At 64.8% G+C, this 19,657-nt stretch carries 17 protein-coding genes; 3 read left to right on the top strand and 14 right to left on the bottom strand.

Annotated features, from left to right (window positions below):
- Positions 1-45 precede the first annotated feature (45 nt).
- The 10 genes from ACODS1_RS06375 to ACODS1_RS06330 form a co-directional block, all read right to left on the bottom strand.
- Positions 46-996 (bottom strand): alpha/beta fold hydrolase, encoded by a 951-nt coding sequence (locus ACODS1_RS06375; protein ID WP_489084994.1) that lies wholly within the window; start codon positions 994-996, stop codon positions 46-48.
- A 6-nt stretch (positions 997-1,002) separates the two neighbouring features.
- On the bottom strand, positions 1,003-4,275 hold the full coding sequence (locus ACODS1_RS06370; RefSeq protein WP_489084993.1) for a carboxyl transferase domain-containing protein: 3,273 nt from the start codon (positions 4,273-4,275) through the stop codon (positions 1,003-1,005).
- 152 nt (positions 4,276-4,427) lie between these two features.
- Positions 4,428-5,315, bottom strand: coding sequence for a polyprenyl synthetase family protein (locus ACODS1_RS06365; protein ID WP_322980314.1), 888 nt, complete (start codon positions 5,313-5,315; stop codon positions 4,428-4,430).
- On the bottom strand, positions 5,312-5,554 hold the full coding sequence (locus tag ACODS1_RS06360) for an exodeoxyribonuclease VII small subunit (protein WP_322980313.1): 243 nt from the start codon (positions 5,552-5,554) through the stop codon (positions 5,312-5,314). Before ACODS1_RS06360 ends, ACODS1_RS06365 begins: the two co-directional genes overlap by 4 nt.
- 145 nt (positions 5,555-5,699) lie before the next feature.
- Complete coding sequence (locus ACODS1_RS06355; RefSeq protein WP_489084992.1) at positions 5,700-6,470, bottom strand: sulfite exporter TauE/SafE family protein; 771 nt, start codon at positions 6,468-6,470, stop codon at positions 5,700-5,702.
- A 69-nt stretch (positions 6,471-6,539) separates the two neighbouring features.
- On the bottom strand, positions 6,540-7,067 hold the full coding sequence (locus tag ACODS1_RS06350; RefSeq protein ID WP_489084991.1) for a cytochrome C: 528 nt from the start codon (positions 7,065-7,067) through the stop codon (positions 6,540-6,542).
- 15 nt (positions 7,068-7,082) lie between these two features.
- On the bottom strand, positions 7,083-7,604 hold the full coding sequence (locus ACODS1_RS06345; RefSeq protein WP_489084990.1) for a methylamine dehydrogenase light chain: 522 nt from the start codon (positions 7,602-7,604) through the stop codon (positions 7,083-7,085).
- A 16-nt stretch (positions 7,605-7,620) separates the two neighbouring features.
- Entirely contained in the window at positions 7,621-8,232 is a 612-nt protein-coding gene (mauD, locus tag ACODS1_RS06340; protein ID WP_489084989.1) for a methylamine dehydrogenase accessory protein MauD, read from the bottom strand.
- 3 nt (positions 8,233-8,235) lie between these two features.
- On the bottom strand, positions 8,236-8,775 hold the full coding sequence (locus ACODS1_RS06335) for a MauE/DoxX family redox-associated membrane protein (protein ID WP_489084988.1): 540 nt from the start codon (positions 8,773-8,775) through the stop codon (positions 8,236-8,238).
- Positions 8,776-8,787: 12 nt separating this feature from the next.
- Positions 8,788-9,936, bottom strand: coding sequence for an amine dehydrogenase large subunit (locus tag ACODS1_RS06330; RefSeq protein WP_489084987.1), 1,149 nt, complete (start codon positions 9,934-9,936; stop codon positions 8,788-8,790).
- 322 nt (positions 9,937-10,258) lie between these two features.
- Here ACODS1_RS06330 and ACODS1_RS06325 point away from each other — a divergent pair, with 322 nt between their 5' ends.
- Entirely contained in the window at positions 10,259-11,584 is a 1,326-nt protein-coding gene (locus ACODS1_RS06325; RefSeq protein ID WP_489084986.1) for an alginate export family protein, read from the top strand.
- 149 nt (positions 11,585-11,733) lie between these two features.
- The gene (locus ACODS1_RS06320; RefSeq protein WP_489084985.1) at positions 11,734-12,210 is read left to right on the top strand and encodes a MarR family winged helix-turn-helix transcriptional regulator; all 477 of its coding nucleotides are present in this window, start codon (positions 11,734-11,736) and stop codon (positions 12,208-12,210) included.
- Between the two features lie 11 nt (positions 12,211-12,221).
- Here the strand turns inward: ACODS1_RS06320 and feaR are convergent, their stop codons facing one another.
- From feaR to ACODS1_RS06300, 4 genes are all read right to left on the bottom strand, one after another.
- Positions 12,222-13,169, bottom strand: a complete 948-nt coding sequence (feaR, locus tag ACODS1_RS06315) for a transcriptional regulator FeaR (protein WP_489084984.1) — start codon at positions 13,167-13,169, stop codon at positions 12,222-12,224.
- 249 nt (positions 13,170-13,418) lie between these two features.
- A complete protein-coding gene (locus ACODS1_RS06310) occupies positions 13,419-14,906 on the bottom strand; it encodes an aldehyde dehydrogenase family protein (RefSeq protein ID WP_489084983.1) in 1,488 nt (495 codons plus the stop codon).
- A 177-nt stretch (positions 14,907-15,083) separates the two neighbouring features.
- Positions 15,084-16,139 carry an extracellular solute-binding protein gene (locus ACODS1_RS06305; RefSeq protein ID WP_489084982.1) on the bottom strand — a complete coding sequence of 352 codons (1,056 nt, stop codon included), beginning with the start codon at positions 16,137-16,139 and terminating at the stop codon, positions 15,084-15,086.
- Between the two features lie 128 nt (positions 16,140-16,267).
- The gene (locus ACODS1_RS06300) at positions 16,268-17,824 is read right to left on the bottom strand and encodes a methyl-accepting chemotaxis protein (protein WP_489084981.1); all 1,557 of its coding nucleotides are present in this window, start codon (positions 17,822-17,824) and stop codon (positions 16,268-16,270) included.
- Between the two features lie 708 nt (positions 17,825-18,532).
- Here ACODS1_RS06300 and ACODS1_RS06295 point away from each other — a divergent pair.
- A complete protein-coding gene (locus ACODS1_RS06295) occupies positions 18,533-19,645 on the top strand; it encodes an amidase (protein ID WP_489084980.1) in 1,113 nt (370 codons plus the stop codon).
- The last annotated feature ends 12 nt before the right edge of the window (positions 19,646-19,657 follow it).

Raw genomic sequence — 19,657 nt, 5'->3', positions numbered from 1 at the left:
TACCTGATGCCAGGAAAACAGCCCAATCTGCTGACCACATCGGCGTTACCGGTAGTTGCGTGCGAGGAAATCCAGCAGCAGGGCGCTGACCCGCTCGCCGCATTCGGCCTGCAGCCAGTGGCCGGCGCCGGGCAGGTCGTGGCGTTCCAGGTGCGGCACCTTGTCGCCCATGCGTTTCAGCGTCGGTGCCTCGAAGCGGCCGACCGGGTCGTTTTCCCCGAGCAGGAACAGTGTTGGCTGCGTGATTTGCAGACCCGCCAGGGGCTCGCTGCGCTGCCAGTTGCGCTCGAAGTTGCGGTACCAGTTCAGTGCGCCGCGAAAGCCGTGGCGCTCGAAGGTGCGCAGGTAGTGGGCGAACATCGCCTCGCTGCACCAGGGCGGCAGCGGCAGGTCGTCCGGCATGCCATCGAACAGCCGCGCATCGGCCGGTTTGTCCGCTGCCAGCAGGGCATCGCCGAGGCCACCAAGCAGCAGGCGCAGGCTGCGGGCGATGTCGTCGTCCAGCTCGGCCTCGGCCAGCCCCGGTTGCTGGAAGTAGAGGATATAGTGGAAGCGCCCGGCGTAGGCCTCGCGCATCATCTCGATGGCCGGGCGTTTGGGGCGGCCACCGAAGGGCACCGACAGCGCGCCGAGCGCCTTGACCCGCTCGGGCTCCAGCAGCGCCAGGTGCCAGGCCACCGGCGCGCCCCAATCATGGCCGACCACCGCCACTTCGCGTTGGCCGAGCATGTCCATCGCCGCCTGGATATCGCCGCACAGGGTGAGCAGGTCATAGGCTGCCGGATCGGCTGGCGCGCTGCTGGCGCCATAGCCACGCATTTCCGGGGCGAACACCCGATAGCCGGCGGCGGCCAGCGCCTCGATCTGCGGATGCCAGGCGTACCAGCATTCGGGAAAGCCATGCAGCAGCCACACCGGCTTGCCGTGCTCGGGGCCGGCGCTGTACAGGCTGAGTTCGATGCCGTTGACGGCGAGCAGGCGGTGATCGATATGCATGGGTGTTTACCAGGTGTCGATGAAGGGACGTTTCTTGCCGTCGCGTCGCGGCGGGCGTGGCGCCGCATTGAGCCCGCGCAGCAGCCAGGCACGGCTGTCGGCCGGGTCGATCACTGCGTCGATCTCAAGATAGCTGGCCATGTTCAGCGCCTTGCCGTTGTCGTAGGCCTTGGCCACCAGCTTGTCGAACAGCGCCTGGCGCGCGGCCTCGTCCGGCTGGGCCGCCAGCTCCTTGGCGAAACCCAGACGCACCGCGCCTTCGAGGCCCATGGCGCCAAATTCGCCACTGGGCCAGGCGGCGGTGAACAGCGGCGAATGGAAGCTGCCGGCCGCCATGGCCTGGGCGCCGAGGCCGTAGCCCTTGCGCAGCACCAGGGTGAAGAAGGGCACCGTGAGGCTGGCGGCGGTGACGAACAGGCGCGAGACGTGGCGCACCGTGGCCTGCTTCTCCGCCTCCGGGCCGACCATGAAACCGGGGGTGTCGCACAGCGAGACGATGGGCAGGTCATGCGCCTCGCACAGTTGCAGGAAGCGCGCGGCCTTGTCGCCGGCCACGGCATCGATGGCGCCACCCAGGTGCGCGGGGTTGTTGGCGATCAGGCCGAAGGGCTTGCCTTCGATGCGAATCAGCGCGGTGACCAGGCCGGGGGCGAACTGGCGGCGCAGTTCCAGCACGCTGCCGTCGTCGGCCAGCAGCTCGATCACCTGGCGGATGTCGTACACGCGCAGGCGGTTTTCCGGGATCACATGGCGCAGCTCGCGGGGATCGCTGCACTGCCAGTCGGCCACCGGGCCCTGGAAATAGCCCAGGTATTGCTTGGCCACGGCGACTGCTGCGGCTTCGTCTTCCACCAGCACATCGATCACCCCGTTGGGGCCTTGCACGCTGGTCGGGCCGACCTGCTCGGGGGTGAAACTGCCGAGACCGCCACCTTCGATCATCGCCGGGCCAGCCATACCGATGCTCGCATTGCGGGTGGCGATGATCACGTCGCAGCAGCCGAGCAGCGCGGCGTTGCCGGCGAAGCAGCGGCCGGAGGCGACGCCCACCGTCGGCACCAGGCCGGAGAGTTTGGCCATGGCGACGAAGGTGTGGCAGTCCAGCCCGGCTACGCCGACGAAATCGGTATCCCCCGGCCGCCCGCCGCCGCCTTCGGCGAACAGCACCACGGGCAGGCGCCACTGCTCGGCCAGGGCCAGCATGCGGTCGGTCTTCTTGTGGTTCATCACTCCCTGGGTGCCGGCGAACACCGTGTAGTCGTAGGCGATGGCCATGCAGCGCGCGGCCTCGGCACCGAAGCTCGCGGCGTTGACCGTGCCGATACCGGCGACCAGGCCATCGGCCGGGCTCAGCTCCAGCAGTTCCTCGGGCGAACGGCGCCGGCGTTGGGCGGCCAGGGCCATGGCACCGTATTCGATGAAGCTGTCGGTATCGAGCAAGTCCGCGAGATTTTCCCTTACGGTGCGCTGGCCGGTCTTGCGCCTTTTCGCCACAGCTTCGGGGCGACGTGCATCGGTCAGGCGTGCGTGGCGCTCGAGCACCTCGGCCAGGTCGGCGCGGATATGCGCCAGGTCGACTGCCTGCTCGCCATGGGTGTCTAGGCCATCCACCTCGGCAGGCTGCAGGAACGCCAGCGGCTGGCCCTCACCGATGGCGTCACCGGGGGCCACGGCCAGCGCACGGACGATGCCGCTGTGCTCGGCCTTGACCTCGAATTCCATCTTCATCGCTTCCAGCACGGCGATGCGCTGGCCAGCGGCCACGGCATCGCCCTCGGCCACCTCCAGGCTGACCAGCACGCCGGCGCTGGGCGCATTCAGCGCCAGGGTGCCGGGCGGCGCGTCGACAGCGGCCCTGGCGCCTTGCAGCGAGGCGTCAGTGGCGAAGTAGCGATGTGGATGGGCCTGCTCGCGGGCAGCCAGCAGCTCGCTCAGATGCCGCTCGACATAGGTGGTGTCGACCTGGTTGGCGATCACCGCCTCGCATTGCAGCAGGTTCTGCAGCAGGTGCAGGTTGCTCGCCACGCCGTCGAGGCGGAACTCGCACAGCCCCCGGTAGGCACGGCGCAGGGCGCCGGGGTAGTCGCTGGCGCTGGCGATCAGCTTGGCGATCAGCGAGTCGTAGGCCGGGCTGACGGCATAACCGGCATAGCCGCAGCCATCCACACGCAGGCCCGGGCCGGAGGGCGGCTGGTAAGCGCCGAGCACGCCGCTGGCCGGGCGCGCGCTGCCATCGGCGAGCAGGGTTTCCAGATTCAGACGCACCTGCACGGCATAGCCGTTCGGCGTGGGTGGCGTGAGCAGGTTCAGCTCGGCCAGGCTGCTGCCGGCGGCCAGGTGCAGTTGCGTGTGCAGCAGATCGACGCCGGTGACCTGCTCGGTAACGGTGTGCTCCACCTGCACGCGCGGGTTGGCCTCCATGAAATAGAAGCGCCCCGGCTGGTCGAGGTCGAGGAGGAATTCGAAGGTGCCGATGCCGCGATACTGCACCTCGGCCGCCAGGCGCAGGGCGCTGGCGATGATGGCGTCACGGGTGGCGGCATCCAGATCGGGGCTGGGCGCGATCTCTACCAGCTTCTGGTGGCGGCGCTGCAGGCTGCAGTCGCGCTCCCACAGGTGGCTGACCGCGCCGCTGCCGTCACCGAGTACCTGCACTTCGATATGCCGGGCGCGGCGCACGCGCTTTTCCACGTACAGCGCGCCACTGCCGAAGGCACCCTGAGCCTCGGAGGCGCAGCGGGCGAAGGCCTCGGCCAGTTGCGCTGGCTCGTCCACCGCACGCATGCCGCGCCCGCCGCCACCAGCCAGGGCCTTGATCATCACGCTGCCGTGTTCGGCGAGGAAGGCGGCGGCCTGCTCCAGCGTCACCGCCTGGTTGATACCGGGCACCAGTGGTACGTCGCAGCGCTCGGCGAGATCGCGGGCGGCGGCTTTGTCGCCGAACAGCTGTAGTGTCTCTGGCGTCGGCCCAACGAAGGTCAATCCGGCATTGTGGCAACGGTGGGCGAATTCTGCGTTCTCGGCGAGAAAACCGTAGCCGGGGTGGATGGCCGTGCAGCCCTGTTCGCGGGCGATGGCGATGAGCTGATCCATGTCCAGATAGGCCGCGACACCGCGACCGACCAGCGCCACGGCCAGGTCGGCCTTGCGTGTGTGCAGGCAGGTGCTGTCGTCTTCGGCGTACACCGCAACGCTGCGGATGCCTAGGTCGGCACAGGCCTGGGCGATGCGAATGGCGATCTCGCCACGGTTGGCGATCAGCAGGGCGGGAAAGGGCATGGCGGCTCCGGACGTCTTGTCGTTATGGAGCCATCTTAGGAGGCTGGTCTCAGGGGTAAAGCAAGCCTTATGCGGCGATCATGCCGACATAGATGCAAATGATGATGGAGCGGGGCGGCCATCGTGGCTGAAGCCGCTCCCACAAGAACGGCCTAGCTGCGTCGTTCGACGATATAGCGCGCCAGCTCGCGCAGCGGTTCGGCGCTGTCGCCGAACAGGCGCAAGGCATGCAGGGCCAGATCACGTAACTCGATGGCGTACTGCTTGGCTGCGTCGAGACCGAGCAGGGCAGGATAGGTGGGCTTGTCGTGGGCTTCGTCCTTGCCCTGGGTCTTGCCGAGCGTGGCGGTGTCGCTTTCCACGTCGAGGATATCGTCCTGCACCTGGAAGGCCAGGCCGATAGCGCGGGCATACTGCAGCAGGGCCTTGAGGCTGAGATCGTCGGACTTGCCGCTGGCCAGGGCGCCGAGCAGCACGCTGGCCTCAATCAGTGCGCCGGTCTTGTGCCGGTGCATGACTTCCAGCGCCTGCTGATCGAGCTGCAGGCCGACCGAGCCGAGGTCGATGGCCTGGCCGCCGACCATGCCGGCGGGGCCGGCGGCGGCGCCAAGCGCGCTGATCATCTGCAGGCGCGTCTCGGCGTCGTGCGGGTTGCGGCGGCGGTCGGCAAGCACCTCGAAGGCCAGACTCTGCAGGCCGTCGCCGGCGAGGATGGCGCTGGCTTCGTCGAAGGCCTTGTGCGTGGTCGGTTGGCCGCGGCGCAGGTCATCGTCGTCCATGGCTGGCAGGTCGTCGTGCACCAGCGAGTAGGCATGGATCAGCTCCACGGCGCAGGCGGCGCCATCGGCGCGCTCGATATCGCCTTGCAGCGCTTCGCAGGCTGCATAGACCAGCAGCGGGCGTACGCGTTTGCCGCCGTTCATCACGCTGTAGCGCATGGCCTGATAGAGGCGTTCGAGTTCGGCGCGTGGCGGTTGGAAGAGGTGGTCGAGCACCGAGTCGACACGCGCCTGGCAGCGTGTCTGGTACGCCTTGATCATGTCGGCTCGCCTGCCTCGAAGGGAGCAGGCTGCAGTTCTCCATCGCGTTCGAGGAGGATCTGCACCTTCTGCTCGGCCTGGGCCAGGGCGGCCTGGCACTCGCGGGTCAGGCCGATGCCCTGTTCGAAGGCGGTCAGCGAGTCTTCCAGCGACAGCTCGCCGCTCTCCAGGCGCTCGACCAGAGCCTGCAGCTCGGCGAGGGAGTGTTCGAAGTCGGGGGCGGCTTTCTTGCGGGCCATGGCGGCAGGTCTCGGGCAGCTTGGAAACCGCGCGACACTAGCAGAGGCGCGCCACTCGGGCAAATCAGCGGGCTGATCGATAGGCGCTTGTAGGAGCGGCTGGGCGGCATGCCGCTTCAGCCGCTCCTACAAAGGAGTCGCTTTATTACGCAGAGAAGTAAGTGCTCCAGAAGTAGTACAGGGTCATCGTGCTCCCCACCAGGATGACGAAGCTGCGCAGCAGTGCCGGCGGCAGTCTCTCGCCCAGCGCGCCGCCGGCATAGCCGCCGAGTGTGGCACCGGTCAGCAGAATGGCCAGCTCGTACCAGCTGACCCGACCGGCGATGATGAAGGTCAGCGTGGCGATGCTGTAGATCACGGCCGAGATCAGGTTCTTCAGGGCATTGGCGCGGGCCAGCGGGTGACCTTCGATGGAGAACGCGGCGAGTTGCAGAATGCCCATGCCAGCGCCGAAGTAGCCGCCATAGATCGACACGCTGATGTGCGCGCCCAGCGACAGAGGCGTATGCGGCGGGTGCTCTGACTCCTTGCGCCGTGCGGCCAGCCAGCGACCCAGCCAGGGGCTGGCGGCGAACAGGGCGGTGGCTGCCAGCAATAACCAGGGGATCAGCACACGGAACACATCGTCGCCACCGGCCAGCAGTAACAGACCGCCGAGCAGGCCACCGGCCAACCCGGCCAACAGCAGTGGAATCAGATAACGCCCCAACGGCCGCAGCGAGGCGCGCGCGGCCCAGGCACCGGCCAGGCTAGCCGGCCACAGCGCCACGGCGTTGGTGGCGTTGGCCGTCACCGGCGGCAGGCCGGCGGCGAGCAGGGCAGGGAAGGAAAAGAAGGTGCCGCCGCCGGCCAGGGCATTCATGCCCCCAGCGGCGAAACCGGCGAGGGCCAACAGCAGCAGATCGAACAGAGTCATCGGGCAGGCTCGCACAAAAAGAGTGCAGCATAAGAGTTGGTCTCTCATGCAGCCAGCCCGACCATTGGCTCAGGGTGCTTTGTCGCTCATACCGTCATCGATCGCGATGCCCTGTTCGCGCATCTGCTCGATCAGGTGGGCGCGCGTATCCGGCAGGTTGAGCATGCTCACCTTGCGCAGGCGGGCGACTTCCTCGGCACTGTAGGGCTGGTAATGAGCCGGCATGCTCTTGCCGGCCATGCCGTCCTCGCGCAGCAGCCAGTTGAGCAGATCGGCCAGTTGCGCGTCGTTGAGCGCCGATTGCGACATGCCCGGCACGCGCACCAGGAATTCACGCCCCCCCTCGACCTTGAGGAAGTTTCCGACGAAGTCCTTCATCTTCGGCGTGTCATTGGCCTTCGAGCCCGTACCGTCACCGAGGTGACAACCGGCACACTGCAACTGGTAGTTGATTGGTGTGCTGTAGCCGGCCTGGGCAATAGGCATTTGTGGCGCCTCGTTGCCCGGAGCGTGTTTCTGGTTAGGATCTGGGATGGCCCGCGCCATGGCCAGGGGGGCGACCATGGCGCAGGCCAGTCCGATGATGAGCGCGCGCATGCGGGGCGTCTCCACTCAGATCGCGACGCCGCGAATGACGGCGATGGTGCAGTTGTAGATGTTCGACTTGGCAGCCAGGCACCAGTTGATGTCGTTGTTGTTGAAGGGGCGGTACAGCGGCTCCTCGCTGTCGTTGCGGGTGCAGGCGCACTGGGTGCAGCTGTGCTTGCCGCAGCAATCGTTGTAGGAAATGACGTAGTCCTTACCGTCAGCCGGGTTGCGGCAGGTGCCGATCCAGCTGACCTGTGACACCTCGGTGCCCGGCGGGCAGGAAGTGACGGAGCCGCCGCAGCAACTGCAGAGGAAGCCATCGATGGAGCAGTAGCGCCAGTAGTCACAGCTGTTGGGATCCCCTGGATCACCGGCTTTTGGGGCCTCGGCGGCCAGCGCCTTGCTGGTACGGTCGATTGGCAGCAGTACGGGCAGGGCGGCACCGGCCACCATCAGCGAGCCGAGGCGACCGAGGAAGTTACGCCGCGAGGTGGTGTCGGCCACATGGCGCGTGGAGCGTTCGAACAGGCGGTCTAGCAATTTCATGTCAGGGCTCCCTGGCTCAGTGGTTGTGCGCGCCGTGGGCGTGCTGGCTGTTGTGCAGGTATTGCTGCAGGGTGGCGCTGCCCAGGTGCTCGGTCTCGAACAGGCTGTCGAGGTGCTCGCGGGAGTTCACCAGGCCCTTGGCGCGCAGCACGCCGGCGTTGTCGATGAGGGCGGCGTAGGGCAGCTTGCCGATCTGGTAGGTCATGCCCACTTCCGGGCCGACCACGTAAGTCGCGTCTTCCAGCTTGTGTTCGGCGATCAGCGCCTTCTGCGCGTCCATGTCGCCATCGCTGACATAGACCACGTCGAGGCGATGCGCCTGCTCCTTGGCGATGGACTTGATCGCTGGCAGCAGCGATTTGCAGATCGGGCAGGTCGGCGAGAGGAAGAACAGCAGTTGCGCCTTCTCGCCGGCATAGCCGAAGTTGACCGGGCGACCGCTACGGTCGGCGGCGGTCACTTGTGGGGCTGGCTCGTTGACGGCCACGCCCTTGTCGACCATCAGCGCGCCGGCAGGCGCCAGGCGGCCGTGCAGAACGCCGATCTGACGAACCAGACCCATGACGGCGAAGGCCAGGGCGATCAGCAGGCACCACAACAGGATGTTAGAAACGATCAGAGCTTCCATGATTCACCTTCCGATGAGTTTGAGCAGACGGGGGCTGTTGGCCAGCAGGCCATCAGCGGCGGCATAGATGAGCAGGGCCACGGCGCTGGCGGCGATGACGACGAATCCGTCGAACAGGCCCTGGTCGCGGCTCAGTGGGGCAAGACTGGCGACCAGGGCCAGGCTCACCAGAACGGCATTGCGTGCCAGCAGCAGCGGACGGATCGGCTGATCCTGCTGCGGCCCGGCGCAACCGCAGTCGATGTCACGCCGGCCGCGCCACAGGTTGATGGCGATGGCCAGCGCGTAACCGGCGAGCAGTGCTGCGGCGCCGAGTGCCGCCAGGTGGCGGCCTGCCGGTACCAGCAGGGTGAAGGCCAGCAACGCTTCGAGCCAGGGCAGCGTCCGTGCCACCGGGCGCACCAGGGCTTGTGGCAGTAGCTGGTAGTTCTCCAACTGACCGGCGAAGCGGGCCGGCGCACGCAACTTGTGGGTCGCGGCGCTGGCCAGGATCACCGCTACCGCAAGCGCGGCGGCAATGACGAAGATCGGATCAGGTTGCATGACGGCACCTCGTCAGTGGCTGAGGACGTAAATCGAGGTCTTGGCGATCTTTTCCACGGTGCCACTGTGCTTGCCGCTGGTCAGGTCGAAGACTTCCAGGCCACCTGTGACGTTGGCGCCGAGCAGCAGCGGCTTGTCGTCAGTGGTGGCGCGCAGGCTCCAGACCGGGGCAGGGGCTTCCAGGGTGCCGATGCGCTTGTGCGTCTTGAGGTCGAAGACCCAGATGACCGGGCTCGGGTCTTCCCACTTCATCGACTCATGGGTGTCGTGCATCAGCGCGTAGAGGCGGTTGAGCTTCGGCGACACGGCGACGAACTGCCAGCCACCGGGCGCCCAGCCGGCTTTTTTGTCGGCAGCGTCGGTCACCAGCTCCCAGGCCGGGATGATCTTCGGTTGTTCACCGGAGAAGTCCACGGCGCGCACGGTGCCGGTGGTGCTGACGAAGTAGTAGGTGTCGCCCACGGCGTAGGCGCGTTCCACCAGCTTCTCGGCGTTGGGGTCGAAGAACGCGGTGTGGCTGCGGGCCGTTTCCTGGCCTTCGTCGTTCAGCGTCACCACCTGCAGGTTGCCGTCACCGCACAGCGAGGCGAAGCGACGCTTGCCCACCGGGTAGTTGAGTACGCAGCCCGGGATCGAGATCTCGCTGACCACTTTTCTGGCCTGGGTGTCGACCACCGTGACCGAGGTGGATGGAGTGAAGTTGTAGATGTAGACGAAGCGGTCGTCCGCGCTGGTGCCCAGTGCGTGCGGCTCCGGCAGCATGACGCCGCGCTTGCTGGGGATCACCACTTCCCAGTCGGGTGACAGGGTGCTGGTGTTCCAGGCAGTGAGTACGTCGGTTCGGGTGCCGCGTACGCCGCGCGAGTAGTAGAGGTCGGCGGTATACAGGTACTTGCCGTCACGGCCCAGGGTCGAGGGCGCTGCGAAACCGGTGCTGATCATGCCGAGCATGCGCTTGCTCTCGGGGTCGACCACGGTGATGCGGCCCGTCACCAGGTTCTCGAACTCGGCATCGACGATATAGGCGCGATGAGGTGACGGGGGGAAAGGCAGAGTTTCCTGGCCGATGGTGTCATTGGGCAGATCGGCATGGGCGCTGAGCCCTGCCAGGGACAGACCCAGGGCAAGGGCAGTCTGCCGGATGATCCAGGGGGTTCGCATGGAGTTCTCCTTGTTCTTGGGCATGCAAGGCGTTGCCCTCGGAGGCTGCAAAGGTCGGGCCGGGCGGATGCTGAACATACGGGCTTTCTCCGAAGGCGAATGTTGGGGAATGGGCATCACAACGATCCTAAAAACGCTGCCTCGTGACTTGTAAGCGCCTGCACGAAACTTGTATTTGCCTGCCAGTCTCCAGTCATCTGGCGACTGCCCAGCACGATCTGGCAGGCATCGGCAAATGAATGGCAGGCAGATGAAAGTTCGCGAGGGGGAGAGGACATAGCGTCGAGTTTCGCCAACTCCACTCATGACACTGGGGACCGTTATGCGCAAATTGCCATCCTTTCATCTGTCCACCCTTGCCTTGCTGATCGGTACCGCATTACCGGCCGCTGCAGCCGAACTCTATGCCGATGACGACACGCACCTGCAAGGCAGCCTCGAAGGCGCATTCGGCATTTTTCATAGCCGTGAGAACTACGCGCCGAGTGGTCGCCTGCAGGAAGGCAGCTCGTCCTGGCGCGAAGGCTACGTCAAGTATGGTCTGAGTCTCGATCAGGGGCTGGGCAACATGGGCAGTAGTTATGGCGCCTTCTCCCTGCTCAGCTCGGCGAGTTGGGGCGACGGTGACGCGGCGGGCTTCTCCGATGGCTCCGAGCGCACCACGAAGATCGAGGATGCCTATCTCGGCTGGCGTTCGGGCAATCTCTTCGAGGTGCTCGGAGAGGACGGCGTGGATGTTTCCTTCGGCCGACAGAACGTTATGGTCGGCGATGGCTTCCTGATCAACGGTGATGCACTGAACATCGGTAAGGGCCTGAACGATGGTGAATTCAACCGCGGGGGAGGCTACTACCTGGCGCCGCGCAAGGCCTTCGACCAGACCGCTGTGCTGCGCCTGGGTGGCAAGCAGGGCTGGCGTGGCGACCTGATGTGGCTGAAGTCCGATAACCGCGCGCAGGCCAAGACCGAGCTGTATGTAGGCACCCTGGAGCACGTGGCCGATGCCGGTACCGTCGGGCTGACCTACATCCGTACTCGCGATGTCGACGAGCGCTACGCTTCGCCCTCGCAGCTCCAGCGCAAGGGCATGGAGACCTACAGCCTGCGCGCAGCGGGCAATGCGGGTGTGGAAAACCTGTCGCTGTCCGGTGAGTACGCCTGGCAGGATCGCGACCAGGGTGCTGACGAGAAGGCCTGGTACCTGGAGGCCGGCTGGACCTTCGCCGACGTGGCCTGGTCGCCGACGCTGACCTATCGCTACAGCCGCTTCTCGGAAGGTTTCGATCCGCTGTTCTACGGCTTCAGTCGTGGCTTCGGTACCTGGTTCCAGGGCGAGGTCGCGGGTAACTACGCCGGCCCATTCAACACCAATAGTCGTGTGCACCATGTCGGGTTGCGTGCCACGCCGCTGGAGAATCTCAGCATCGGTGCGTTGTGGTTCGACTTCGACACGATCGATCAGACGCGTGGCGACTTCTCCGGGCGCGAGCTGGATTTCTACGCCGAGTTGGGGCTGACCGAGAATCTGGTGGTGATGCCGGTGGTGGGCCTTTACCAGCCCAGCAAAAGCGCCGAGGAAGGTGGTGCCCAGCTGGGTAACGACGACCGCAATCTGTACAGCCAACTGGTCTTCGCCTTCCACTTCTGAGGCGTGACAGCACCGCCCGCTGCCTCGTGAACGCAGGCCTTGCCGATCATTGTCGGCAAGGCCTGTGGAGTTGTGAGGCGCTCTGTCACGGTGCAACAAATACGGGAATTATCTATTATCTCGGCTTGTTCCCTCGCAGCGGTCAGTCCATGAAGGTGCCGAAGAAACGTCGCAATCGCTATAACCCGATCAGCGAAGAGTTCCACAAGGAAGAGTTCCCGTTTTATTGGCTGGTGCGCGTGCATGCCCGTTACACGCTGAGCATGGAAAAGCTGCTGAAGAAGATCGATCTCGACATTCCGCGCTGGCGTGTGCTCAACATCCTTTATGAGGCTCAGCAAGCGAGCATCTCGGAAATTTCCGAGTTCGCCGTGGCCAAGCTGTCGACCATCACCAAGATCGTCTATCGCATGAAGGATGACGGCCTGGTCGACACTCGGCAGAGCGAGCAGGATGGCCGCGTGACCCAGGTTTCCATCACGGACAAGGGGCGTGAGGCCTACTTCGCCATGCACGAGGCCACTGCGCAGGTGTTCCATGACGGCTTCAAGGGCATGACCGAGGCGCAGATTCGCAAGCTCAACCAGACCCTGGCGACCATGTTCGATAACCTCTCGGAAAGCTGAGCGGCATCCGCTCATTCATTCAGGCGGGCATGGCTCTGTTGGCGTTCCAGTGCATCAGCGCGGTAGGCGCGGGGCGACACACCGTAGCAGTGCTTGAACACGCGGGAGAAATGCGCCGAGTCGGTGAAGCCCCATTTGTAGGCGATAGTGGTGATCGGCAGAGCCTGGCTGCCGGTGTCGGCCAGTTCCCGCGCGCTGCGTTCCAGGCGCTGGCGCTGGATGTAGCGGCAGATGCTGTCGCCATCGATCTCGAACTGCCTGTACAGCTTGCGTACCGACACGTTCAGTTTCGCCGCCAGCTCGGCGGGCGTCGGGGCGTTTGGCAGCGAGTCACTGATGATCTTCTCCGCCAGGCGGCGTAAAGGCCGACCCGGCTCGAGCAGTTGCTCGTTGTGAAAGGCTGGCGGCAGCAGGGCGATCAGGGCGTTCTGCAAGGCCGAGCCGTAGTGCTGCTGGGTGGCCGAGTTCAGCTCACCATTGGCGATCTGCTGCAGGATGCCCTGCAGCAGGTGGCCGGTCGGGCTCTCCTGCTCCAACTTGCCGAAACGGCGTGCGGCCACCGGTAGCAGCGGGTCGACCAGATCCCGGCACAGGTGCACCGAAAGCTGGCGAATCAGCCCCTGCGGCTTCATCTCGAACGCCTGTGCCGAATCCAGCAGGGCCATATCGCCGGGGTAGAGCACGAACTCCTGATCGCCCTGGTCGATGGCCATCACCCCCTCGCGCTGCATCACCAGGAAGTAGTAGCGATCATCCGCGCGGGCATTGTTACCGCGCTGGCGATGGATGGCCAGGGCGTTGGTGCTGATGTCGGCGATTTCCAGGCCGCCCAGGTCGATGCGCTCTATCTCGCCGATGAAGGCTGAGTCATGCCAGGCCGGTCGGGTTTCGAAGCGCCCGCAAACACTGTGAACGCTGTGGTTCCAGCGTTCGAAATCACGGGATGTATGCACGCTCATGAGGCAGCCTCACTTTATTTTTTATGTTTTGGTGCGCGGTGTGTGTTGTTTCTGCACACTTGGCAAATAACGTGAATGTTCAAGCATTTTTTGAGCCAGAAAACGCCTGCTGATGTCGCTGTGAGATCAGCGGTCGGTTTTCCGCAGACGGCCGAATGCCGATTCCGGTGCAGGCCGGAGAGCCGTTTGGAGAGGTGGGTGGCGCGGGGAGAGAGGGGCCGCCGAGGAAGGCGGCCCGCTTGCAGGCAGTCAGTAGCGGATCATCACCGACTTCAGCTCGGTGTAGTCGTCGATGAAGGCGCTGCCGAATTCACGGCCAGTGCCCGAGGCCTTGATGCCACCGAAGGGCACCGAAGGGTCGAGGAAGGTGTGCATGTTGACGTACACCGTGCCCGCTTCGATCTGCGGGATCAGGCGCAACGCGCGGGACAGGTCGTTGGTCCAGATGCTGGCGGTGAGGCCGAACGGCGAGTCGTTGATCAGCCCTGGCAACTCCTCAACTTCGTCGTAAGGCAGTACGCAGAGAATCGGGCCGAAGGTTTCCTCGTGCAGCAGGCGATCCTGTGGCCCATTGGCCAGCACCACGGTTGGCTCGACGAAGTAGCCGGCGCGGGCCAGCGGCTTGCCGCCGCAGACTACCTTGCTCTCTTCGCGAGCCAGTTGCAGGAACTGTGAAACCTTGTCGAATTGCGGCTTGTTGGCCAGCGGGCCGAAGTTGACGCTCTCATCCAGCGGCGAGCCGATGTTCATGCCCTGCAGAGCCGCGCTGAACTTGGCCAGGGTTTCGTCAAGACGCGAACGGTGTACGTAGATGCGCTCCGGCGCGGCGCAAACCTGGCCCTGATGGACGTAGCCGGTCTGGATCAGGCCAGCCACCGCGCCGTCGATATCGGCGTCGGGCAGCAGCGCGGCAGCGTTCTTGCCACCCAGCTCCAGGGTCACGCGGGTGAGGTTGGCGGCCATGGCGCTCTGACCGACCTTGAGCCCGGTGGGTACCGAGCCGGTGAACGACACCTTGGCCACCTGCGGGTGTTCGATCAGGCTGGCGCCCACCTCGCCGGTGCCATTGATCACGTTGAACACACCGGCCGGCACACCGGCCTCGATCGCCAATTCGGCCAGGCGCAGCAGAGTCAGCGGGGTGAACTCGCTGGGTTTGAGCACCAGGGTGCAGCCGGTCGCCAGGGCGGCGGCGATTTTCCACACGCCGATCATCACCGAGAAATTCCACGGCACGATGCCGGCCACTACGCCCACCGGCTCGCGGCGGGTGAAGGCGGTGTACTGCTCGCCCGCCATGGACGGGAACGACGGGCTCATGGTCTCGCCGTTGATCTTGGTCGTCCAGCCGGCGTAGTAGCGCAGGAAGATGGCGCTCTGGCCGACTTCGAACATGCGCGACAGGTGGATGGATTTGCCCGAGCAAAGGGTTTCCAGCTGCGCCAGTTCCTCGCCGTTGGCTTCCATCAGATCAGCCAGGCGGTTGAGAATCACACCTCGCTGATAAGGCGAGGTCTGCGCCCACTCGCCCTTGAAGGCGCGGCGGGCCGCGGCGACGGCCACATCGACTTCATCAGCCGTGGCGCAGGTGATCTGGGCGATGGCTTCGCTGGTGGCCGGGTTGACGATCACGACGTGCTTGCCCGAGGTGCTGGCACGGTATTGGCCGTCGATGAAATGGGCATGCTGGCGCTGGAGAAATTCGCGCACCTGAGGCAGTAACTGGATTTCGCTCATGGAAGGCTCCGGAGTGTGGGGCCCAGAGGTTCTGTGCCTCTACGGCCAACGGGGGGCATACGGGGCGGAAACATCCGGCCCCGGGGATATCTGGGCGCTATTCATAGCAGCGGCGCGGCAGAAAGAATTGATCATGGCGGACAGCTTCTTGTAGATGCCTGCCAGGCTGCGCCTCGTTCAGTGATGCCCCGCCCGGATCCGCGCCCAGGCCTGATCGAGCAGTTGCTTCTGGCTGGGCGCCAGGCTTTCCAGCAAGTAACTGCGGCGCCGTTGCTCGGCTGTCAGCACCTGTGCCGGATGCTCGGCGGCGAAGGCCTGCATGATTGGCGAAGCACTGGGCAGCGGCGCATAGAAGCGGGTGGCGCGGGCATTGCGGACGGCCACCGGCGGGTCGATGAGAAAGTCGATCAGGCGGTAGGCCAGTTCCGGATGAGCCGCGTGAGTGGGGATCGCCAGGGTGTCGATGGTGATCGCTGCGCCCTCGTCTGGAATCTGATAGCGCAGCCTTGGATTACCTTCCATGGCGCGCACCGCGTGGCCGCTCCAGGCCATGGCCAGGCATAGGCGGCCGGCGATCAATTCGTCGACGAAGGCCCAGTTGTCCAGTGTGCGCAGCATCGGTGCGATAGGTTCCAGTTTCTGCATCTGGCGGAGGATTTGCCTGTCGCTGCTGGCAGACAGGCGACGCCCCCGGTAGTTGAGCAGTAGCGAACTGGTTTCCTCGGCTGCGTCCAGCATGCCCAGGCCACAGCGGCTCAGTTGCGCTGTCTGATCCGGTTCGAACAGCAGGCGCCAGCTGTTGGGCAGTGCGCCGGTGTAATGCGCCTGAGCCTGCTGCGGATCGAGTACCAGACCGATGGAGCCCCACAGGTAGGGGGCGGTGTGCCGGTTGGCGGCGGGAATGCCCGCCAGGGTCGACAGCAGCCAGGGATCGAGGCTGGCGTAATGTTGCAGGCGAGCGGTATCCAGTGGTGCCAGCCGGCCTTCGGCGATCAGGCGTTCGAGCATGAAATGGCTGGGCATCACCAGGTCATAGTCGGTGTCGGCGGCCAGTGCCGCGATCAGTTCGTCCGAGGTGGTGAACGCCTGGTAATCGACCGTGACGCCCGTCTGTGCCTGGAAATCGCCGAGCACTTGCGGATCGATGTAGTCCTTCCAGCCATAGATGCGCAGCACCTCGCCAGCCTGGGCAGCGCTGGCGAGCAGGAACAGCAGGGCGAGCAGGCACTTCATCGAGAACCTCCTGGGCTGGATGACGGAGGCTGGTGCTGGCCAGTGCTCCGAGCCCTATTCAACCCGCCTGCGCCCAGCGTCGCTTGATCCTGCCGGTCAAGTTCTTGTCCGTGGCTGCCATCCTGACCTCAGCCCTGGATGAAGCGCCGGGCCAGACCCAATTGCGATTCGGCCAGTTGATGCAGCGCCTGGCTGATCGCGTTGCTGCGGCTGGCTTCCTGGCTGGTGCGTTCGGTCAGGTCGGCAATCGCCGTGATCTGCTGGTTAATCTGCTCTGCCACCTGGCCTTGCTGCTCGATGGCGGCGGCCATCTGCAGGCTCATGCCGCTGATCTGTGCGACTTCGTTGCAGATGCGCGTCAGGGCCTGGCGCGACTGTTCCACATCCTGGCTGGCGCGTTGTGCGGCCTGTTCGCCACGCTGGGCGGTGCTCAGGGCCGTACTACTGTCGTGGCGCAGGCTGGCGATGGAGCGCTGGATGTCCTCGGTCGAGTCACGGGTACGCGAGGCGAGGCTGCGCACTTCGTCGGCCACCACCGCGAAGCCACGCCCGGACTCGCCAGCGCGGGCGGCCTCGATGGCGGCGTTGAGGGCCAGCAGGTTGGTTTGTTCGGCAATGCTCTGGATCACCTGGGCGACGCCGCCGATGGACTCGATGGCCGCAGCCAGGTTGCCGACCGCCCGGCCGATCTCGCTGACGGCCGTGTGCATGTCCTGGGCCGAGCGCTGGCTGTCGACCGCCTGATGCTCGCCGTCGCGGGCTAGCTGGTCAGCATTCTGCGCCGCTTGCGCCGTGTACTGCAGGTTGCGCGAGAGCTCCTGGATGGTGGCGCTCATCTGGTTGATCGCGGCAGCGGTCTGCTCGGTTTCGAGCACCTGACGATCCAGTTGCTCGACCGAGCGCTCCACCACGTCGGCCGAGGTCTGCGCCTGCTGGCGCAGCACCACGCTATTGATGCAGATGCGTGACATCACCGTACTCATCCGCGCGCGTTGGCTGTTCAGAGCCATGGCCAGCAGGCTGGTCGGCCCGGGCTGGTCAGCGTGCAGCGGCGTCAGCAACGGGTCGCTGTAGGCCTGCGCATGCTGGGCGAGCAGGGCACGAGTCAGTTGGCGTTGGCGCAGTGCCGGTTGCAGCCCGGCAAGGCCCAGCATCAGCAGCAGTGGCAGGCCCAGAGTGGCTGGCAGGTACGTCAGCAGGATGACCAGTGCCAGGCCCAGGCCGAGGGCCAGTTGCAGGCCGTGGCCGAGCAGCAGTTCGCCAAGGCGTTGTAGCGGGCTCCATGGCGCCATACCACGCGCCAGGCGTGCATACAGGCGTTCTGCCTGGCGCGCCTGCGCGGGCTCGAGGGGCTGGTAGACGGTACCCAGCGCTGACAGTTTGCCGTCGTCGAGTAGCGGCACCACATAGAGCGTGCGCCAGGCCAGATTGCCCTGCTTGTGGCGGATCATCACCGGTGCTGTCCACGGCACACCGGCGCGCAGTGCGCGCCACATGCTGTCGAGCAAGAGCGCCGGCATGTGCGGATCGTTGATCAGTTCGTGGGGTTTGCCGATCAGCTCATGTTCGGCATAGCCACACATGTGCTGGTAGGCGGCATTGCACGTGAGCAGGGTGCCCTGCGGATCAAGCCGCGAAATGGGCGGCTCATCGAAGCCGGTTGGGGTGTTGCTGGCAGTGTGCATGGCACGACTCCTTGACTGTGGCCAGGCGGGCCGTGGGATGACCTGGAGCTTCAGGTGGCGATCAGGTCGTCGTCTTGTCGTTCTGGCGCCTTGAGGGACTGCCTGTGGCACCCCTCAGACACAACCGGTTTTGCACCTCCCATGCCAGAAAGGTGTGCACCCAGGTGAGGCACGCCTATTCCTGGGGCGATTGGGCACGAGGCCTGGCGCGCCGGGAACGGCCTGATAACAACGGGATGGAAGGTGTGTCGCTCAGCGGCTAATGGCTGATTCAGCAAGGGCTGGAGAAGCTTTTAAATGGGGAATTTCAGGCAGTTTTTTCATGTTTTCATGATTAAAAATGGGTCTATTTATTGGATTTATTTGGCTGCTTGAATCTGCAATTTCTGTGCGGTTATCGGCCAGTGAAGCAGTGTGAGGAGAAGCGCAGAGAGCGACGCTGGTAAGTGATATTTATTCTTATATCGTAATTAAATTGTTGATTTTAAATAATTTAATAAAAAATAAGCGTGAATATTACCGGTTTTGTTTGTTACCAAACTGCACGATAAAGGTGTCGTGCGTGTCAAAAATGCACCGAATCTACCCACTGTTTTCTGGTTGATAATTCAATTGACAATTCACGTAATTCTTCCGATTCTGGATTTACGCGATTCGCTCCTCTGAGGCGGCTCGCGCTTCCAACAAGAACGGTGATGGGTGAAGCAGATGGCGATAGTGGTCGAGAAGCTGAGTCTCGGCGGGCAAGGCCCCCGCGTGATGGTGAAGGACACCATCGATGTGGCCGGTCATCCCACCCGAGCCTCCAGCCGTGCGCTCGAACATGCGCCGGATGCCGAGCGGCATGCCGATGTGGTTCAGGCATTGCTCGACGCCGGTTGCCAGCTAATCGGCAAAACCAGCCTGCACGAGCTGGCCTTCGGCACCACCGGCCTCAATGCCTGGACGGGTACGGCTGAGAATCCGCGCTATCCCGGTCGTATCCCAGGTGGCTCTTCCAGTGGCTCGGCCGCTGCGGTGGCTGCCGGCCTGTGTGATTTCTCCCTGGGCACCGACACCGGTGGTTCGGTGCGCATTCCCGCCGCTTGTTGCGGTGTGTTCGGCCTCAAGCCCACCTTCGGCCGCGTCAGTCGCGCCGGGGTGATGCCGGAGCAGACTTCACTGGATTGCGTCGGCCCCTTCGCTGCCAATATCGAGATGCTGATCGCGGCGATGAAGGCCATCGATCCTTCCTTCAAGGCGCTGCCGGATGTCGACGGTGTGCGCATCGGCGTGGTGCCTGTGCAGGCTCAGCCCGAGGTGCAGGCCGCTCTGGATGCCGTGCTCGAAGCGGCGGATTTCGAATTGTGTGAGATGCCGCTGTCCGGCATGCAGGCGGCCTACGACGCTGGCCTGGCGGTGATCAACCGCGAGACCTGGAATGCCTGCGGGCACTTGGTGGAAACCGGCCTGGTCGGCGCCGATGTTGCTGGCCGGCTGCTGGCTGCACGCGACACCCGCGACGACGCTCTGGCTGACGCCGAACGCTGCCGCGCCGCCTTCACCGCCGAGGTGGATGCCGCCCTGGCGCAGTGCCCGATTCTCGCCCTGCCGACCATGCCGGATTACCCGGCGCTCGTCGCAGACGCCGCCGATACCCGTGCGGCCATTGGCATGACCGCTTTCGTACGCCCTTTCAACCTGACTGGCCACCCGGCATTGAGCATCCCTTTCGAGGGCGCTTCGAAATTGCCGGTAGGACTACAACTGGTCGCCGCCAAAGGCGCGGACGAACTGCTCCTGGCAGTCGCCCGCGAGCTGTTGCAGCGCCTCGAACAATAACCGTGCCCATCC

The organism is Pseudomonas sp. FG29 (assembly GCF_057809355.1).
This window is presented reverse-complemented; position numbering and strand designations above follow the sequence as displayed.

What these genes read in the sequence shown, in the direction of transcription:
- ACODS1_RS06375 (WP_489084994.1), bottom strand. Translation starts at nt 996, where the DNA reads ATGCATATCGATCACCGCCTGCTCGCCGTCAACGGCATCGAACTCAGC.
- ACODS1_RS06370 (WP_489084993.1), bottom strand. Translation starts at nt 4,275, where the DNA reads ATGCCCTTTCCCGCCCTGCTGATCGCCAACCGTGGCGAGATCGCCATT.
- ACODS1_RS06365 (WP_322980314.1), bottom strand. Translation starts at nt 5,315, where the DNA reads ATGATCAAGGCGTACCAGACACGCTGCCAGGCGCGTGTCGACTCGGTG.
- ACODS1_RS06360 (WP_322980313.1), bottom strand. Translation starts at nt 5,554, where the DNA reads ATGGCCCGCAAGAAAGCCGCCCCCGACTTCGAACACTCCCTCGCCGAG.
- ACODS1_RS06355 (WP_489084992.1), bottom strand. Translation starts at nt 6,470, where the DNA reads ATGACTCTGTTCGATCTGCTGCTGTTGGCCCTCGCCGGTTTCGCCGCT.
- ACODS1_RS06350 (WP_489084991.1), bottom strand. Translation starts at nt 7,067, where the DNA reads ATGCGCGCGCTCATCATCGGACTGGCCTGCGCCATGGTCGCCCCCCTG.
- ACODS1_RS06345 (WP_489084990.1), bottom strand. Translation starts at nt 7,604, where the DNA reads ATGAAATTGCTAGACCGCCTGTTCGAACGCTCCACGCGCCATGTGGCC.
- mauD (WP_489084989.1), bottom strand. Translation starts at nt 8,232, where the DNA reads ATGGAAGCTCTGATCGTTTCTAACATCCTGTTGTGGTGCCTGCTGATC.
- ACODS1_RS06335 (WP_489084988.1), bottom strand. Translation starts at nt 8,775, where the DNA reads ATGCAACCTGATCCGATCTTCGTCATTGCCGCCGCGCTTGCGGTAGCG.
- ACODS1_RS06330 (WP_489084987.1), bottom strand. Translation starts at nt 9,936, where the DNA reads ATGCGAACCCCCTGGATCATCCGGCAGACTGCCCTTGCCCTGGGTCTG.
- ACODS1_RS06325 (WP_489084986.1), top strand. Translation starts at nt 10,259, where the DNA reads ATGCGCAAATTGCCATCCTTTCATCTGTCCACCCTTGCCTTGCTGATC.
- ACODS1_RS06320 (WP_489084985.1), top strand. Translation starts at nt 11,734, where the DNA reads ATGAAGGTGCCGAAGAAACGTCGCAATCGCTATAACCCGATCAGCGAA.
- feaR (WP_489084984.1), bottom strand. Translation starts at nt 13,169, where the DNA reads ATGAGCGTGCATACATCCCGTGATTTCGAACGCTGGAACCACAGCGTT.
- ACODS1_RS06310 (WP_489084983.1), bottom strand. Translation starts at nt 14,906, where the DNA reads ATGAGCGAAATCCAGTTACTGCCTCAGGTGCGCGAATTTCTCCAGCGC.
- ACODS1_RS06305 (WP_489084982.1), bottom strand. Translation starts at nt 16,139, where the DNA reads ATGAAGTGCCTGCTCGCCCTGCTGTTCCTGCTCGCCAGCGCTGCCCAG.
- ACODS1_RS06300 (WP_489084981.1), bottom strand. Translation starts at nt 17,824, where the DNA reads ATGCACACTGCCAGCAACACCCCAACCGGCTTCGATGAGCCGCCCATT.
- ACODS1_RS06295 (WP_489084980.1), top strand. Translation starts at nt 18,533, where the DNA reads ATGGCGATAGTGGTCGAGAAGCTGAGTCTCGGCGGGCAAGGCCCCCGC.